This is a genomic window from Mesorhizobium sp. ES1-4 (genome assembly GCF_020164745.1).
Taxonomy (GTDB): domain Bacteria; phylum Pseudomonadota; class Alphaproteobacteria; order Rhizobiales; family Rhizobiaceae; genus Mesorhizobium.
Genome location: NZ_JAIUGV010000019.1, coordinates 47,895 through 63,464, shown reverse-complemented (window position 1 = coordinate 63,464; position 15,570 = coordinate 47,895). Strand labels below are relative to the sequence as shown.

Annotated in this window: 18 protein-coding genes; 10 read left to right on the top strand and 8 right to left on the bottom strand. The window is 65.6% G+C overall.

Annotated features, from left to right (window positions below):
* Window positions 1-69 precede the first annotated feature (69 nt).
* The 4 genes from LB556_RS27370 to LB556_RS27355 all read right to left on the bottom strand — a co-directional run bounded on the left by LB556_RS27370 (window position 70) and on the right by LB556_RS27355 (window position 4,344).
* On the bottom strand, window positions 70-1,065 hold the full coding sequence (locus LB556_RS27370) for an ornithine cyclodeaminase family protein (protein WP_224570695.1): 996 nt from the start codon (window positions 1,063-1,065) through the stop codon (window positions 70-72).
* A 65-nt stretch (window positions 1,066-1,130) separates the two neighbouring features.
* A complete protein-coding gene (locus LB556_RS27365) occupies window positions 1,131-1,577 on the bottom strand; it encodes a DOPA 4,5-dioxygenase family protein (RefSeq protein WP_224570694.1) in 447 nt (148 codons plus the stop codon).
* Between the two features lie 117 nt (window positions 1,578-1,694).
* A complete protein-coding gene (locus LB556_RS27360) occupies window positions 1,695-2,063 on the bottom strand; it encodes a response regulator (protein ID WP_224570693.1) in 369 nt (122 codons plus the stop codon).
* 16 nt (window positions 2,064-2,079) lie between these two features.
* On the bottom strand, window positions 2,080-4,344 hold the full coding sequence (locus LB556_RS27355; protein WP_224570692.1) for a PAS domain S-box protein: 2,265 nt from the start codon (window positions 4,342-4,344) through the stop codon (window positions 2,080-2,082).
* Window positions 4,345-4,687: 343 nt separating this feature from the next.
* Between LB556_RS27355 and LB556_RS27350 the strand changes: the two genes are divergently transcribed.
* On the top strand, window positions 4,688-4,831 hold the full coding sequence (locus LB556_RS27350) for a hypothetical protein (RefSeq protein WP_224570691.1): 144 nt from the start codon (window positions 4,688-4,690) through the stop codon (window positions 4,829-4,831).
* A 96-nt stretch (window positions 4,832-4,927) separates the two neighbouring features.
* Here LB556_RS27350 and LB556_RS27345 read toward each other — a convergent pair whose 3' ends face one another.
* Window positions 4,928-7,141 carry a cation:proton antiporter gene (locus LB556_RS27345; RefSeq protein WP_224570742.1) on the bottom strand — a complete coding sequence of 738 codons (2,214 nt, stop codon included), beginning with the start codon at window positions 7,139-7,141 and terminating at the stop codon, window positions 4,928-4,930.
* A gap of 233 nt (window positions 7,142-7,374) precedes the next feature.
* Window positions 7,375-8,067: a DUF2270 domain-containing protein gene (locus LB556_RS27340; RefSeq protein WP_224570690.1), complete on the bottom strand. Its 693-nt coding sequence runs from the start codon at window positions 8,065-8,067 to the stop codon at window positions 7,375-7,377.
* 213 nt (window positions 8,068-8,280) lie between these two features.
* On the opposite strand from LB556_RS27340, the gene LB556_RS27335 reads away from it, so the two are divergent.
* Window positions 8,281-8,997, top strand: coding sequence for a gamma-glutamylcyclotransferase (locus tag LB556_RS27335; protein ID WP_224570689.1), 717 nt, complete (start codon window positions 8,281-8,283; stop codon window positions 8,995-8,997).
* A 59-nt stretch (window positions 8,998-9,056) separates the two neighbouring features.
* Here the strand turns inward: LB556_RS27335 and LB556_RS27330 are convergent, their stop codons facing one another.
* On the bottom strand, window positions 9,057-10,034 hold the full coding sequence (locus LB556_RS27330) for an NAD(P)H-binding protein (RefSeq protein ID WP_224570688.1): 978 nt from the start codon (window positions 10,032-10,034) through the stop codon (window positions 9,057-9,059).
* Between the two features lie 83 nt (window positions 10,035-10,117).
* On the opposite strand from LB556_RS27330, the gene LB556_RS27325 reads away from it, so the two are divergent.
* From LB556_RS27325 to LB556_RS27290, 8 genes are all read left to right on the top strand, one after another.
* On the top strand, window positions 10,118-10,441 hold the full coding sequence (locus LB556_RS27325) for an ArsR/SmtB family transcription factor (protein ID WP_224570687.1): 324 nt from the start codon (window positions 10,118-10,120) through the stop codon (window positions 10,439-10,441).
* Complete coding sequence (locus tag LB556_RS27320; protein WP_224570686.1) at window positions 10,438-10,869, top strand: SRPBCC domain-containing protein; 432 nt, start codon at window positions 10,438-10,440, stop codon at window positions 10,867-10,869. Before LB556_RS27325 ends, LB556_RS27320 begins: the two co-directional genes overlap by 4 nt.
* A gap of 73 nt (window positions 10,870-10,942) precedes the next feature.
* Window positions 10,943-11,335: a VOC family protein gene (locus tag LB556_RS27315; RefSeq protein ID WP_224570685.1), complete on the top strand. Its 393-nt coding sequence runs from the start codon at window positions 10,943-10,945 to the stop codon at window positions 11,333-11,335.
* A gap of 42 nt (window positions 11,336-11,377) precedes the next feature.
* Window positions 11,378-11,656: a hypothetical protein gene (locus LB556_RS27310; protein ID WP_224570684.1), complete on the top strand. Its 279-nt coding sequence runs from the start codon at window positions 11,378-11,380 to the stop codon at window positions 11,654-11,656.
* Complete coding sequence (locus LB556_RS27305; protein WP_224570683.1) at window positions 11,613-12,056, top strand: DUF1801 domain-containing protein; 444 nt, start codon at window positions 11,613-11,615, stop codon at window positions 12,054-12,056. The genes LB556_RS27310 and LB556_RS27305 overlap by 44 nt, the downstream gene beginning before the upstream one ends.
* 36 nt (window positions 12,057-12,092) lie before the next feature.
* The gene (locus LB556_RS27300) at window positions 12,093-12,491 is read left to right on the top strand and encodes a DUF1801 domain-containing protein (RefSeq protein ID WP_224570682.1); all 399 of its coding nucleotides are present in this window, start codon (window positions 12,093-12,095) and stop codon (window positions 12,489-12,491) included.
* 330 nt (window positions 12,492-12,821) lie between these two features.
* A complete protein-coding gene (locus tag LB556_RS27295; protein ID WP_224570681.1) occupies window positions 12,822-13,916 on the top strand; it encodes an acyltransferase family protein in 1,095 nt (364 codons plus the stop codon).
* A 216-nt stretch (window positions 13,917-14,132) separates the two neighbouring features.
* Entirely contained in the window at window positions 14,133-15,209 is a 1,077-nt protein-coding gene (locus tag LB556_RS27290; protein ID WP_224570680.1) for a diguanylate cyclase domain-containing protein, read from the top strand.
* A 95-nt stretch (window positions 15,210-15,304) separates the two neighbouring features.
* On the opposite strand, the gene LB556_RS27285 is transcribed toward LB556_RS27290, so the two are convergent.
* Window positions 15,305-15,538, bottom strand: a complete 234-nt coding sequence (locus LB556_RS27285; RefSeq protein WP_224570741.1) for a hypothetical protein — start codon at window positions 15,536-15,538, stop codon at window positions 15,305-15,307.
* Window positions 15,539-15,570 lie beyond the last annotated feature (32 nt).

Below are 15,570 nucleotides of genomic sequence, written 5' to 3'. Positions count from 1 at the left end.
AGCCATTCGGCGCCGCTCGGTTTGCCCCGACGCAATCCCGAACCCAACACCGCTTCGCGCTCTCCCGCTTTACGCTCCAACCCACACCGCCGCCTGCGCGCGGCCATAAGCAAGGGCGGCCACCGCCAAATCCCCCACAGCCAGCCCTCGAAAAACAAACGCCGTCGTCTCCTCCGGGCTCTTCCGCCCCGCAAAGTCCCCACAAACCAGCCCCGTCAAATCTCCGGCGACCATCGCCGGATCGACCATCGGTTTGGCCATGTTCCTCTCCTGCTCCAGGTCGTCGACGATGATGCGGTCGAAGCGGGGCATCGTCTCGGGTAGCCAGGGCAGGGCCTGGTCGGTCATCACGGTGAAGCTGCCGGGCTTCAGCCAGTTGGCGTCGAGGAAGGGGGTGGGCCTGGGGACCAGGGGCACCGACGTCACCACCATGTCGGCGCCTTCGACGGCCGCCCTTGCGGTGTCGCATGGCACGGCCCGCAGTCCGCGCGATTGCGCCAGGCGGCACAGCGCGTCGCGGTTGGCGGTGCCGCGGCCGTAGGCGCGGATTTCGCGCAGGGGGAAGAGGTCGGCGAAGGCTTCGAGGTGGCCGCGCGCCTGCACGCCGCAGCCGATGAAGGCGATGGACGACGCCTCGCTTGCCGCCATGCGCCTGGCGGCGACGGCGCTCAAGGCGGCGGTGCGTTTCTCCGTCACCCAATTGCCGTCGACCAGGGCGAGCGGCAGGCCGGTCTCGGCGTCGAGCAGCGTGATCAGCGAGTTGATGGTGGCCAGTCCGCGCTCGGCGTTACGGGGGTTGACGACCAGCGACTTGGTGGCCAGCACCGGCGGCGTGGAGGCGACGCCGAGCGTGGCCATGATGTAGCGGTCGTCGCCCGGCAGCACGACCGCCTTCGGCGCGCACCAGACCTCGCCGCGCCTTTGGCCGACGATCTGGCGTTCGATCTCGTCGACCATGTCGGCCGTGGAGATCGACAGGCGGTCGAGATACGCCGAAGACAGATAGGGCAAGGTATCGGCGGCCAAAGTATCGGCGGCCAGAGTATCGGCGGGCAAGGGTTTCATCCTGTCATTTCCCATGGGACCATCAAACCCGCGCGAGGGCCGGACGGCGTCCCCGTCGCGGGCACTCACGCCTCCAGCGTCGGCTGCGTGTTCACCTCCAGCGCCTCTTCCGCCTCGTCCTCCTCGCCAAGCACTTCGCCATGCACCTCAAGCGTCCGGCCGATCCAGATCGGGTCGACCAGATGGTCGCGCTTCGGGTTGGTGGTGTTGGGGTGGATGAGGATGCTCAGGCCCTGGTGGTTCAGCATCAGCCAGGGCACCAGCGTGGCGAAGATTTCGGGGGCGAAGGAGATCTGGTACATGGCCTGCCCGTGCGGGCCGACCGGTTTGTCATGCCAGTTGCCCAGGCGCACGCTGAAGCGTTCGGCGATGCGCTGGCGCAGCCATTCGGCGTGCCGGCGCTCGGCCTGCCCGTCATAATAGACATGGGCGTGGTAACTGGCGATCTCGGCGAGTTGCCTTGGATTGGGCGGCCTCGGCTGCCCGGCCGGCGTCGAACCCACTTCGCTCATCTCGATGCTCCCCACTTTGGTATCGCTCCCGGCGAAACTCTAGCCGAAGCGCGGGCGGCTTGTCTTTAGTGGTGATCGCTGCCTTCGAACACGGCGCTATGTGAGGCGCGAAGGCGCCTAAGCAAGCAGGCCGTTGATGGTGGCGGCGACGGCTGCCGGCGCGTAGGGCTTGGGCAGGAAGACGCCGCCGCTCGGCATCGCGTCGCGGGCCGGCTGCTGCTTGCCCGAGGTGATGATGATCTTGACCGGCGGCCAGCGGTCGCGCACGGCGGCCGACAGGCGCAGGCCATCCATCGAACCCGGCATGTCGATGTCGGTGAACAGGATGCTTATGTCCTGCCGGCTCTCCAGCACGCGGATCGCCTGGTCGGCGTTGCTCGCCTCCAGCACGTCGAAGCCGACGTCGCGCAGTTCGTCGGCGATGGCGAACAGCAGAAAAGCTTCGTCTTCGACGACAAGGACGGTGACGGGGGGCTGACTGGTCATGGCATGCTCCATGTCGTCAGTAAGGTGCTGTCGGCAACTGCGGCGCCGGTGCGTTCAACACGCATTCGACGCCATCGGGTCGGTAGTCGATCTCGACGGCGCCGCCGAAGTCGGTGCCGAACACGCGCTCGATCAGGAAGCGGCCGAAGCCGCGCCGGCTGGGCGGCGTCACCGGCGGGCCGCCGCTTTCGCGCCAGCGCCAGATCAGCCTGGTGTCGTCGGGCTCGTCCTTCGACGGCCGCAGCGACCATTCGATGTCCACCTTGCCCTGGGCCGTCGACAGGGCGCCGTATTTCAGCGCGTTGGTGGCAAGCTCGTTGACGGCGAGCGCCAGCGTCAGCGCCATCTTCGGGTTGATCGGCAGAGCAGGGCCGGACACCGAGATCTGGCCAACCGGGAAGGCGGCGATGGTGTTGTCGACCACTTCGCGGATGGAGGCGCTGGTCCAGCGGGTCTTGTTCAGGATGTCGTGGGCGTTGGCCAGCGCGCGCAGGCGCTCGTTGAAGGTGGCGCTCGCGGTGGCGATATCGGTGTTGCGCAGGGTTTGCGAGGCGATGGCGGCGACCATCGCCAGGATGTTCTTGATGCGGTGCTCGAGTTCGTGGGTCAGCAGTTCCTGCCGCGCCTGCGCCTCGCGCCGGTCGGTGACATCCTGCATGACGCCGAACATCTTGATGGGCTTGCCGGTCTCGTCACGGACGAAATCGATGTGGCGCGACAGCCAGCGCAACTCGCCGGTGTCGGGCCGCCTGATGCGGTACTCCACGGCCGGCGTGGCCGTGCCTTGCATGCGCGTCTGGGGGGTGGAGCGGACATCCTTGTCTTCCGGGATGACGATATTTTCCAGCACGCTGATATGGACGCTGTCGCGCGGCGAGAGTCCCCAGAGGCCCCAGAACCCCTCGGAGCCGACCACGGTGCCGGTGGCGATGTCGAGTTCGAGCGCGGCGATGCCCGCCGCATTCTGCGACAGCTGCAGGCGGCGCTCGCTTTGCAGCAGCGCCTGCGCCACCTGCTTCTGGTCGTCGATATCGGTGTTGGTGCCGATCCAGCGCAGGATGGCGCCATCGGTGTCGCGGATCGGCACCGCGCGCGCGATGAACCAGCGGTAGACGCCGTCGTGCCGGCGCAGCCGGAACTCCGTCTCGTAGAAAGCGCCTGACGCCAGGCCCTGTTGCCACTTTTGCGCGGCGGCAACGACGTCGTCGGGGTGTACGATGTCGCCCCAGCCGTGACCGTCAAGCGCGCCCGGCTTGGCGCCCGAATAGTCGTAGACGCGCGGGTTGAACCAGTCGAGAAGCCCTTGCGGCGTCGCCGTCCAGACGTGGTTCGGCATCGCCTCGGCGAAGGTGCGAAACTGGGTCTCGCTCTGGCGCAGGGCCTGTTCGGCGATCAGGCGGTCGGTGACGTCGACGCCCTGCACGAAGATGCCGAACACGTCGCCGGCCGGGTTGCGCACCGGCTGGTAGACGAGGTCGATGAAGCGGTCTTCGATCCTCGCGCCTGGCGTGCGCTGCAGCTCGGCCCTGAGCGCATAGCCGATGAATGCCTCGCCGGAGGAGTACACCCGGTCGAGCAATTCGAAAAAGCCCTGGCCTTCTATCTCGGGCAAGGCCTGCCGGACCGGCAGGCCGATGATGTCGCGGTGGCCGACAAGCTGCATGTAGGCGGCATTGGTCAGCTCGACGACATGCTGGGGGCCGGTCAGCATGGCCATGAAGCCGGGCGCCTGCTCGAACATCTGGCGCTGGCGGTCGCGCTCGCCGGCGCGCCAGCGTTCGACGGCGACCCTGGCGGTCGTCTCGATGACGATGGCGACGACGCCGGCCGGCTCGCCGCTCTCGTCGAGAATCGGCGAATAGTCGAGATCGAGCCAGACCTGTTCGGGCCTGCCGGTGCGGTTCAGCGTCAGTTCCTGTGCGCGATAGGCGAGCGTGCCGCCGCCCAGGCACACCTTCATGATGTTGTCGTTGAAGTCGGCCACCTCGGGCCAGCCTTCGCGCACCTTCGAGCCGAGCAAGCGCGGATGGCGGCCGCCGGCGAATTGCGAATAGCCGTCATTGTAGATCATGACGCCGTCCTCGCCCCACAGCATCACGATCGGCACGTTGGAACGCAGGATCAGCGATACCGCCGTCTTGAGGCTCTGCGGCCAGCCCTCGAGCGGCCCGATCGAGGTCGAGGCCCAGTCGAAGGCGGCGATCAGGCGGCCGAGCTCGCCGCCGCCCGACAGGAAAGCAAGTTGACGATCGCCTGCGGTCGTGGTGCTTGATTGCGGCATGAAGTCCCGTGGATCGGCCGGCGTTGGTTCGAGAGTCGATCGATACTGGCTAATATGTCGGATACCGTCGCTGCGCGACCGAACTCGACGCCAAGACCGAGGCGAGCGTAACCGTGCGTTAACCCAGCTCGCCTGGTTCGGCGCTTCGGCTAGACAATGGACAGGCAACTCCCCATTGGCCAAAACCCGGCACAGGCCATTCGGTTCCCGATACCTGCCGATTTCCTTCGGTGCTTTAACCTGAAAGGGCCAAAGCCGGCTATTCGACCGAATTTCTTTGCGACTCGTTAAGGCGGCCATGTCGTAAATAAGCATTCGCTAATTAATCGATCGAGAGGTGGCAATGACCAAGAATCTCGGCAATGCGCGCTACGTGCCGCCCAGGGACACGAAGATTTCCTTCTTCAGCAGGTTGGCCCCGGCGCTGTTCCCGCTGGTCGTGGCGGCGCTGGGCTACATGATCGGACGGCAGTTCTTCGGCCTTTAGCAGGATGATGCCGAAAACTGCGAAGCGGTTTTCCGTCCGCAATTGCGTGTAAACGCTGACAGCGGTTCGGCGAGCCGGGTCACGGCGAAAAGGGCATCAGCTGCCGGTCTCGGTTGCCGCCTCTTCGGCGCCGGTTTCCGCCCGCTTGACGCGATCGGTGGCCAGAAGCACGACCGGACAGCCGGCGGCGCCAAGCACGGCGGTGGCCGTGTCGCCGAAGAACAGCTCTTCGCCCGGCCGCTGGGTGACACCCATCACCACCATGGCGGCGCCCTTGGCCGCCTCCCTGGCGATCGCCTTGTCCGGCGTGGCGCGGGTCCTGATGGCGGTCTCGACGGCGACGCCATAGCGGTCGGCGAGATCGGCGACATCCTTGAGCACGGCCTCCTCGCGGCGGTGCGAAACCGAGCTTGGCGGGCTGCCCTTGCGGGCCTGCGGGACATAGAGGACTTTCACGCGAGCCCGCTGCGGCCGCGCCAGCGCGAGCGCGAAATCGGCCGCGCGCCGCGCCACCTCGGTGCCGTTGACGGGCACCAGAATGGTCGCGCCGGCGCGCAGCAACGGCATCTTGCCGCTGGACTTGGCGCCATTCAGCACCAGGCAGAGCGGGCCGTCGAAGCCGCTGGTGATATCGTTCAGCGTGCCGCTGAAGGTGCCTTTGTCGGTCAGCGCGTCGTCCAGTCCGACCAGCAGGAGGCCGTAGCCCTTGCGGGCTTCCGCGGCGATCGTCTCGGTGGTGGCTTCAAGTTCGGTGCGGGCCGTGAGGTGGACCTTGTCGACCGGGGTGTCCTCGGCCTTGCTGACGGCCCTGGCGCTTCTGGCCGCGCCCTTCTTGACCTCCTTGGAGGCGCGCTCCGGACCTTTGACGCCGGCAGGCCTGGGCAGCTTGCCGCCCTCGAGGTGGAGCAGCGTGGTCGGCATGCCGCTGCCGCCGCCGACGAGACCGGCGAGATAGGCGGTGAACTTGCCGACCGGGCTGTCGTCGACGAGCAGCAGCAACCGCTCCAGCTTCGAGACGAAGCCGCGTTCGTCGAGCAGTTCGCGGTCGACACGCTGCTTTTCCGCATTGCCGACCGGCAGCCGGCCGAGCGCCCAGCGCAGCATCGGCGGCATGGCCAGCGTGGTGATGACGGCCATGGTGACGATCATGGTGAACAGGTTGTGGGAGAGGATGTTCATCGAGAGGCCGATCGAGGCGACGATGACCTCGGTCGAGCCGCGCGCGTTCATGGCGCTGCCAACGGCGATCGCCTCCTTCAGCGACATGCCGGCCAGCCGGCCGCCGAGGAAGGCGCCCGAGAATTTGCCGATGCTGGCGATCAGCACCAGCGCCAGCGTCAGCAGCGCCAGCGTCGGGTCGGCAAGCACGGTCAGGTCCGCCGACAGGCCGGCCATGCCGAAGAAGACCGGCATGAAGAGCGCGGTTATGACGCCGCGCAGCTGGCCCTCGATATGCTGGGACAGGATCGGCGATTCTCCCACCAGTATGCCGGCGACGAAGGCGCCGAGCACGGTGTGCACGCCGATCAGGTTGGTGATCAGCGCCATCACGCCCATGATGATGAGGATGACCGATATGACGGCGTATTCGCTGCGGAAGGAGTCGTTGCTCCAGCGGATCAGCGTGAACACCAGGCGGCGGCCGATGGTGAAGGAGAACACCATGAACAGCGCCACTTCGGCCACCGTCAGCAGCAGTGGCAGCACCTGCACGCTGCCATTGGTGGCGATGCCGAAGGTGACGGCGATGATCAGCCAACCGATCGTGTCCTCGATGATGGCGGAGGAGATGATGATCTGGCCGAGATTGCGGCGCATGAAGTTCATTTCGCGCACGACCATGGCGACGATCTTGACCGAGGAGATCGACAGCGCGGTGCCGAGGAACAGTCCGGCGACGATGCGCTCGGTCGGCTCCGGCAGAAGCGTATCCGGCAGGACCTGCGCCAGCGCGAAGCCGCAGGCAAAAGGCACGACGACGCCGGTGATCGAGATCGAGAAACAGGCCGCGCCCACCCGCCGTACGAGGCGCAGGTCCGTCTCCATGCCGGTGAGCAGCAGGAGCAGCAGAATGCCGAGCTGCGAGACGGCATCGATCATGCTTTTCTGCGACGGGTCGTTGGAAAAGATCAGGTGCTGCGCGTCGGGCCATATCCACCCGAACAGCGACGGGCCGAGCAGGATGCCGCCGATCAGCTGGCCCATGATCGCCGGCTGGCCATAACGCTGGAAGATTTCGCCAAGGCCACGGCCGACCAGCAGGAGAAGAACGATCTCGGCGACGAACAGCCCCTCGGCCGAACCGCCCATGCCCGAGGCATGGCCGGCGGGCTGCGCGGCAAGCGCGTGGCTTGCGTGGGCGAGGGCGAGAATGGCCAGCGAGAGAGCGGCCACAATTCCGCGTGACCTCGTTGCCGGTTGACGGTCCATGGATTCCCTCAAGACGCCGCGACGGACTGACAGCACAACGCGCGGCTGGCGTTTGCGTTGCAGCCACGTCAGACCGTGGACGTCGATGCCAGAATAGGCTCAAGGCATCGAGCTCAGACGTGGACGTCGCCGAAGGAGAGTTCGCCGTCGTCGCCTGGTGTCAGGAAGGCGGCGGCCAGCAGGCCGGCATAGAGGAGTGCAACCACGGCGACGATGGCCGCGCCCGGAATGGGACCAAGCGCCGCGGCGCCGACGGCCTCGCGCAACGTGCCGACAAAGCCGACCGGCGCGGCCTGATCGATCAGGCTCGGGGTCGACAGTTTGAGGATCCAGGCGAGCAGCAGGATCAGCATCATGTGGAGGTAGTTGCGGCGCAAACGGCGCGCCAGCGCCACGCGTTGCGAAACCAGGAACTTTGGCGTCCGCAGGCTCTCGCCGACGACCAGCAGCCAGTCGGAGGCGAAGTCGGGCTGCGGCGAGAAGATCTGCGCGAAATAGTGGCGCTCGAACTGGCGCACACGGGCGCGGTAGACATCGAAGAAGCGGTAGCGGCGCGCCTCGATCCACAACAACAGCAGCACCAGCAGCATGGCGAACAGCAGCACGCCGTGGTGGGCGCTGGCCGTCGACAGCGACACCGACAGCATCGCCGCGACAACGGTGATCGCCCAATTGCTGGTACGGTCGAGGCGGTCGCGCCAGCCAGCCATGCGGGCGATCTCGGCGCGATGGAAATGGGACATCACGGTCACCAGTTCGCCTGGCGAAAGCGTCGAGCCGACGGGCATTGCCGGCGCATCGTTCATGATTTCCTCCCAGCCCGGTAAAACGTTTCGGGAGCGATGTCGTTCCATGGCGACCGTGGCCCGCATCAGAATGGGCGGGCGGTCGCGAAGCCGGGTTTCCCGCGCAGTGTCGCGGCATCGCGGAATTCGTTCAGGTCTTGCTCCGACGCCCCGGCAGCCTCTTGAGTATCTCTCCTCGCTGCGCAAGATAGCGGCCATGGTTGAGGCGCAGGAATGAACAAGCCGATTTCCGTCGTTTCGCGCAGAACACCGATGGCACTGACCGAGGCGCTGGTGGCGCGCACCTTGCGCGCGGTGGAGGATGCCGGGCCGACGCCCGGCATGGTTCATATGACGGATGCCGACTACGCGCGTTTTCGTGACGGGATCCTGGCCTCGGCGCCGGCCGGGCCGCTGAGACTGTTCGCCTACGGCTCGCTGTTGTGGAAGCCGGCCGGCGAGGTCAGGGGTGGGGAACGGGCGGTGGCGCGGGGCTGGCACAGGTCGTTCTGCTTCACCGTGCAGCGCTTTCGCGGCACGCTCGAACAGCCCGGCCTGATGATGGCGCTCGACCGCGGCGGCCAGTGCCAGGGCATGGTGTTCGAAATCGCCGAACCGGTTGCCGCCAACCTGGAAGCGCTGTTGCGCCGCGAAATGACCATCCTGCCGGCCGTCAACGTGCCGCGCTGGCTGCGGGTCGGGACCGAAGGCGGGATGGGGCAGGCGCTGGGTTTCGTCGTCGATCCCGCCAATCCGCGCTACGCCGGCAAACTCGACAAGCCGGCGGTCGCGGCGACGCTGGCAAGAGCCGTCGGCCATTGGGGCTCGGGCGCCGAATACCTGTTCGAGACGATCCGCCATCTGGACGCCTGCGGCATACGCGACCGCAATCTGTGGCAGCTACAGGAACTGGTGGCCGAAGAGATCGGCCGAACCCACGCCGCCGTCTAGCGACGTTTTGACCAATCTCTCGCGTTGATTGTCGTCGACAATGATCAGAAACAGCTTCGTCATCCTGGGGCGAAGCAGGAGCGAAGCTCCGTCGCGGAGACCCTGGGATGACGACGTTTGGTGCCTCGGCTAACCATCCACGATACTGACCAAAATACCTCTGTAGCTGGCCGTCCGCGGGCACTCAGGACATTGCCCGATCCAGGAAATCTCGAAAGCTTTCCGGCCGCGTGCCCGTGAGCAGGGCGAAGTCGCCGGAGATTCCGCTGTATCTTCCCGAGGCGATCGAGGCGCCGAGGCTGGAGAAAGCCAGCGGCCATGGCTTGTCGAGATACGCCGACGCCAAGGCCAGATACTCGGCGATGGAGCAGGGGCGATAGCGCAGGGGCTTTGCTGTCGCTTCGGCACAGGCGGCTGCGATTTCGTTGAAGCTTAACGCCTCGCCTCCCGTGATCGTGTAGGGGGCGCGGGACGTGTCGGCCTTGACCGCCGCCGCGATGACGGTCCGCCGCAACATCATCGCGCGAAACGGGCGCCATCAGGCCGTGTCCGGCCGGCAGCACGAGTTCCCCCGGTTCCTGGGCGGGAGCAAGCCATGTGTCGAGGATGAAGTCGCTGTAGAGGCCGCAGCGCACAATGGTCGAAGGCACGCCGCAGGCGGCCAGCCGGCGCTCCGCGTCGCGGTAGGCTGGCGCGTAGTAGAAGGGTGAGCCCTCGCCAACGTCGATGATGCTGGTGAAGGTGATGCGGCGGATGCGAGCCGCCCTTGCTGCCTCGATGACGTTGGCATGATGGCGCATGATCGCGTCCGCATCGCCATCGCTGGAAATCAGCACCAGTTCGCCGATGCCGGCGAAGGCTTTTTCCAGCACGGAGGTGTCCTCGTAATCGCCAATGCGCAGAGGCATTCCCCGGGGCAGGCGTCTTCGCGCCGCCTCTGCATCGCGAACCAGCGCGGCCACCTCCTGCCCAAGCGATGCCAGCCCCGAGACGACGGCATTCCCGACATGGCCGGTGGCTCCGGTGACGAGGATCATCGGCACACTCCAATCTTCCGCTTGACGAACATATATCTCTGTGGTTATACGTCAACCAATAGCCAATGGGTTATGGATTTCAGATGCCGGATGCTTATGACATGCTCTTCAGGACGCTCGCCGACCCGACCAGGCGGGCGATCTTCGAGCGGCTGTGCCGGCAGGGGGAGCAGACGGTCGGGGCGCTGACCAGCCAGTCCGGCGTCTCACAGCCCGCGGTGTCGAAGCATCTTGGGGTGCTCAAGCATGCCGGGCTGGTGCGCGACCGCCATGAGGGCCGCCAGACACATTACAGCGCACAGCTCGGTGCGCTGGCGCCGCTGATGGACTGGACACGCGAGATGGCGGGGTTCTGGGAGAGCCGGTTCGACGACCTCGAGGATTTGCTCAAAAGGATGGACCAGTGAACGATAGTGCCAACGAGACCCGCGCTGTCGTCGTCGAGCGGGAAATCTCCCATCCGCCCGAAAAACTCTGGCGCGCATTGACGCAACCGCATCTGATCGAGGCGTGGCTGATGAAGAACGATTTCAGTCCGGTGGTGGGCCATCGGTTCAACATCAGCGCCGACTGGGGCGGCGTGCTGGACTGCGAGGTGCTTGCCGTCGAGCCGCACAGGACGCTGTCCTACACCTGGAATCTATCGCATCGGGACCCGGCCTTCGATCTCAGGAGCGTGGTGACCTTCACGCTTACCCCGACACCGGCGGGAACCCATCTGCGCATGGAGCAGGCCGGTTTCCGGCCCGACCAGAGGCGCGCCTATGGCGGCGCCAAGGTGGGGTGGCCGCAATTCCTGGAGAAGCTGGAAGAGCTTCTGGCGCGCACGGACTGAGGTTCTCGGTCAGGCAAGCCACAGCAATTTAACCGGGCGGTTTTCCGCCCACAAAATCCGTGGAGAAAAAGCGATGAAACTCAAACTGACCAGCATCTATGTCGACGATCAGGAAAGGGCGCTCGCCTTCTACACCGGCGTGCTGGGCTTCACCAAGAAAGCCGATTTCAGCAACGGTCCATTCCGCTGGCTGACGGTCGTGTCCGCCGAAGAGCCCGACGGGACCGAATTGCAGCTGGCGCTGAACGACAACCCGGCCGCCAAGGCCTATCAGCAGGCGATCTTCAAGCAGGGCCAGCCGGCGCTGATGCTCTTTACCGACGACATCAAGGGCGACCATGAGCGCATCAAGGCGAATGGCGGCGCCTTCGCCATGGCACCGACCGAAGTGACCGGCTCGACCATCGCGCAGGTGAATGACGGCTGCGGCAATCTCGTCCAGATCACGGAATTGGCGCGCTGGTAGCAGCGCCCGGCTTGTTTCACACACATTTCACGGGAGGTAGCATTGGACTGGAGCAAATGGATCAGGCAGACGCATCGCTGGCTGTCGATCATCTTTACGGCAACCGTCGCCGCGAACTTCGTCACCATGGCGTTCGGGCAGCCGCCCGCCTGGGTGGTCTATTCGCCGCTGCCGCCGCTTTTTCTCCTGCTGTTCAGCGGTCTCTATATGTTCGTGCTGCCCTATGTTTCCAAGGGGGCGCGGCGTGCAGCGGGCCACCGGATAGGAAGGGAGACGCATGACCAGGACCGAGCGGAAATCGAGCAAGCCCGCCAAAGCTGAGCCGAAGCTGGTTTCCGGCGGCAACCCGCGGATCGCCAAGGGCTATGGCGACGCGCCGGTGCAGGCCTATATCGCGGCCATGCCGGGCTGGAAGCGTGAGGTCGGCCAACGCCTCGACGCGCTCATCGAGCGCGCCGTGCCCGGCGTGCAGAAGGCGGTCAAATGGAACTCGCCCTTCTACGGCGTCGAAGGCGAGGGCTGGTTTCTCGGTGTCCATTGCTTCACCAAGTACATCAAGGTCGCTTTCTTCCGCGGCCAGTCGCTGGATCCGGTGCCGCCCGGCGAATCCAAGAGCAGGGATACGCGCTATCTCGACATTCGCGAGGACGACGTCATCGACGAGGCGCAGTTCAGCGCCTGGGTGAAGCAGGCCAGCCAATTGCCTGGCGAGCGCATGTGAGCGCGCTATTTTGTTGAGGATCGAAGGAGAAACGGCATGACGACCACCGGACCGCAGGACAGCAAATCCGCCTCCGAGCTGATCGACGGCAGGATCAGGGAATTGGGCGACTGGCGCGGCGAGATGCTGGGGCGGCTGCGCGCGCTCATCCATCAAGCCGATCCCGATGTGGTCGAGACGTGGAAATGGCGCGGCGTGCCGGTGTGGGAGGATGCCGGGATGATCTGCACCGGCGAGACCTACAAGGCCGTCGTCAAGCTGACCTTTGCCAAGGGCGCTGCGCTGCCCGATCCTACGCGCCTGTTCAACTCCAGCCTCGAAGGCAATACACGGCGCGCCATCGACTTCCAGAAAGGCGAAGAGGTCGACGAGGAGGCCTTCAAGGCGCTGGTGCGCGCCGCGGTGGCGTTGAACAAGTCGAAGGCGCGAAGGTAACCACGTCACAGCCCGTCGATAAAGCCTGCCCTCGGCGCTGCCCCTCACTGTCCTGCCGGACATCTCTCGGTAAACGGGGCGAGAGGGGCCGGGCGCAACGCCGGCGCCTTTCTTGCAACGCTGACAATTGCCGAAGGCAGCCGCAACAAGCGGCCCTCGCCCCGTTCACGGGGAGAGGGTGCCGGCAGGCGGGTGAGGGGCAGCGCCGACGGTGGAAATTGCAATCATCATTTCCGTCGCAGCGCGTTTACGATCTGGGAAGCTTGATGGTGCTAGATGTCGCCGGATGATGGCAGGCCAGCCGGGCCGGCCCGATTTGGATTGGCGGCCATGAACAGCCCGATGCGCATGCCGTGGGTGGACACGGCCAAAGGTCTCTCGATCATCCTCGTGGTCATGATGTACTCGGCCTACAACACTGGCGAGTACACGGGCGGTGTGGGCTTTCTCCACTATGTCATCGGCTTCGCGACGCCGTTCCGGATGCCCGAATTCTTCCTCATCTCAGGGCTGTTCCTGTCGCAGGTGATCGACCGGCCGTGGCGGCGCTATGTCGACCGGCGTGTCGTCCATTACCTCTATTTCTACGTGCTGTGGGCGATCATCTCGATCGGGCTGAAGATCGGCATCTTCAGCCGGGATCCCGGCGGCATGCTGCACGACCTGGCGATGGCCGTCGTCCAGCCCTATGGCGTCTTGTGGTTCATCTATATGCTTGCGGTGTTCGGCCTTGCCGCGAAACTGCTGCGGCAGTTCCGCGTGCCAGCCTGGATCGTCATCCCGATCGCCGCCGCGCTGCAGATGTGGGCGCCGCATCCGGACAGCTACGCGGTCGAACAGTTCGCGGCCTATTTCGTGTTCTTCTATCTCGGCTTCGTGCTGGCGCCGCTGGTGTTCAGGCTCGTCGAATGGACGCAGGCCCGCCCGCCGCTGGCCGTCGCCGGGCTGCTGCTGTGGGCTGTCATCAACGGCCTGCTCGTCTATTCGCCGGGCTATGCCATGCATCCGGTCGGCATGCAGATGGGCCTCGCCGCCTGGCCCCCGCTGCATCTCACCCTGGCCGTCGCCGGAGCGGTGGCACTTTGCGTGCTGGGCGGCTTCCTGTCGCAATTTTCCGCCATGGAGTGGCTGCGCTGGCTGGGCGAACATTCGCTGGTCGTCTATGTCGCCTTCACCATCCCGATGTCGCTGTTTCGCGGCGCTGCGCTGGCAAGCGGCCTCCTGACCGACACGGGCATGCTCAGCCTGGCGGTGCTGCTGGTCTCGATCGTCAGCCCGGTGATCCTCTATTTCATCGTCCAGCGCATCGGTTTCGGCATGTTCCTGTTCGAGCGGCCGGGTTGGGCGCATGTCGACGGCGGCGGCGCGCAAGCCGCGCCGAAAGCGCGGCTGACCGCTGCCGCCACCCAGTCGAGCCGGCCATAGTCGGGCCAGGCATTTTCCCCCCGCGTGGCGATGGGAGTGGCAGGCCGCGACGCCAGCGCCACTCCGGCAGCATTGGCCGTTGGAACGGGCGAGGATGCCGGCAGGCGGTGCGAGGCGGCGCTGACTTCGATGGTCTTTTCCGGTCCAGCCGTCAGCGAATTGTTAATCGCTTGCACGCCATGCTGACGATCCGCCAAGACCCGCAGAGTTCCCCAAATGGCCGATACACCCTATAGCCTGAACGGCCCGGTACGCCCCAACGCTTCGGCACGCGGCAGCGAAGGTGAGCAGGGCGCGTGCGCCGACGACCGCCACCGCGATGCCGAGACAATCGCCGGGCTCGAGGCGGAACTTGCCGCGCAGGCGGCGCTGATCGCCAGACAGGACGTTTCGCTGGCCCACAGCCGCAAGATCTTCGACCGTGCGTCGGTGGCCGCGCGCATCGGCGTATGGGAATGCAGCCTGCCCGACGAGCGGCTCACCTGGACCGACGTCGTCTACGACCTGTTCGACCTGCCGCGCGGCTCGGTGCTCGACCGCGGCGAGATCATCAAGTGCTATCCGGCTGAATCGCGCAAGGCTCTGGACAGCCTGCGCGGCCGTGCCATCGCCGAACGCGGCGGCTTCAGCCTCGATGCCGAGATCACCACCCTGGCCGGCCATTGCCGATGGATCCGCATTACCGCCACCGTCGAGTGCGAGGCTGGTGTGCCGGTGCGCATCTTCGGCATGAAGCAGGACATCACCGAGGAAAAAATCCTGTCGGAGCAGATGCGCTATCTGGCCGAATTCGACACCATGACCGGGCTTGCCAACCGCGCCCGCTTCCAGACGCGGCTCGATCATGCGGAGGAGGGCCGTCCGCTCGGCGCGCTGCTTTTGATCGACCTCGATGGCTTCAAGGCCGTCAACGACACGTTCGGCCATGTCGTTGGCGACGAGTGCCTGAAAGCGGCGGCCGAGCGCCTTGCCGGCGGATGCGGCGAGGCGGAACTGGTGGCGCGCGTCGGCGGCGACGAATTCGCGGTGCTGCTTGGGCCGCATCTGGATCGAGCCGCCGTCTCCGGGATGGCGCGCCGGCTCATAGAGGCGATGGCCAGGCCGCTTCCCGTGCGTGGCCAGTCACTCAGATTGGGCGCCTCGGTCGGCATTGCCTTCGCCGAGACCGGCCAGTCCTACGATCTGTTCGCGCAGGCCGACACGGCGCTCTATGCGGCCAAGGCAGCAGGCCGCAACACGTTCCGCATCTTCAAGCCCGAGGGGCAGTCGAAAGGACAAAGCGCGGCAGCGTGAGCGCTGGACGCCCTTGTTCTTGTGAGCAGAAATGCCCTTGTGAGCGGGAAATGTCCTTGTGAGCGGAAAACCGCCGCGCACCTTTCCTGGAATTTCTAGGCCTTCTTCACCGCCCGCTTCTTCTTCGGTGTCGGATTCTGGGCTTCCGCCATGCGGTCGGCTTCTTCCTTGGCCAGTCGCAACTCTCTCAATCGCCTCGTCTTGATCTCCCTGGCCCGCGCCTCGGACATGTATTCAGCGGTTGCCTTGTTGTGCTCCGCCGTCTTCTTCTGCTTGTCGACAAAACGGGCTTGGGCTTTTTCCATCAGAGTCTGATTGCCATCGGCCATCGAACAAATCTCCTTCATGCTGAAAATTGCGA

Coding starts and splice junctions, on each gene's coding strand:
- LB556_RS27315 (WP_224570685.1), top strand. CDS start 10,943: ATGAAACTCAAACTGACCAGCATCTATGTCGACGATCAGGAAAGGGCG.
- LB556_RS27370 (WP_224570695.1), bottom strand. CDS start 1,065: ATGAAACCCTTGCCCGCCGATACTCTGGCCGCCGATACTTTGGCCGCC.
- LB556_RS27355 (WP_224570692.1), bottom strand. CDS start 4,344: ATGCCGCAATCAAGCACCACGACCGCAGGCGATCGTCAACTTGCTTTC.
- LB556_RS27325 (WP_224570687.1), top strand. CDS start 10,118: ATGCCGGATGCTTATGACATGCTCTTCAGGACGCTCGCCGACCCGACC.
- LB556_RS27300 (WP_224570682.1), top strand. CDS start 12,093: ATGACGACCACCGGACCGCAGGACAGCAAATCCGCCTCCGAGCTGATC.
- LB556_RS27345 (WP_224570742.1), bottom strand. CDS start 7,141: ATGGGCGGTTCGGCCGAGGGGCTGTTCGTCGCCGAGATCGTTCTTCTC.
- LB556_RS27305 (WP_224570683.1), top strand. CDS start 11,613: ATGACCAGGACCGAGCGGAAATCGAGCAAGCCCGCCAAAGCTGAGCCG.
- LB556_RS27290 (WP_224570680.1), top strand. CDS start 14,133: ATGGCCGATACACCCTATAGCCTGAACGGCCCGGTACGCCCCAACGCT.
- LB556_RS27330 (WP_224570688.1), bottom strand. CDS start 10,034: ATGATCCTCGTCACCGGAGCCACCGGCCATGTCGGGAATGCCGTCGTC.
- LB556_RS27365 (WP_224570694.1), bottom strand. CDS start 1,577: ATGAGCGAAGTGGGTTCGACGCCGGCCGGGCAGCCGAGGCCGCCCAAT.
- LB556_RS27295 (WP_224570681.1), top strand. CDS start 12,822: ATGAACAGCCCGATGCGCATGCCGTGGGTGGACACGGCCAAAGGTCTC.
- LB556_RS27340 (WP_224570690.1), bottom strand. CDS start 8,067: ATGAACGATGCGCCGGCAATGCCCGTCGGCTCGACGCTTTCGCCAGGC.
- LB556_RS27350 (WP_224570691.1), top strand. CDS start 4,688: ATGACCAAGAATCTCGGCAATGCGCGCTACGTGCCGCCCAGGGACACG.
- LB556_RS27360 (WP_224570693.1), bottom strand. CDS start 2,063: ATGACCAGTCAGCCCCCCGTCACCGTCCTTGTCGTCGAAGACGAAGCT.
- LB556_RS27335 (WP_224570689.1), top strand. CDS start 8,281: ATGAACAAGCCGATTTCCGTCGTTTCGCGCAGAACACCGATGGCACTG.
- LB556_RS27285 (WP_224570741.1), bottom strand. CDS start 15,538: ATGGCCGATGGCAATCAGACTCTGATGGAAAAAGCCCAAGCCCGTTTT.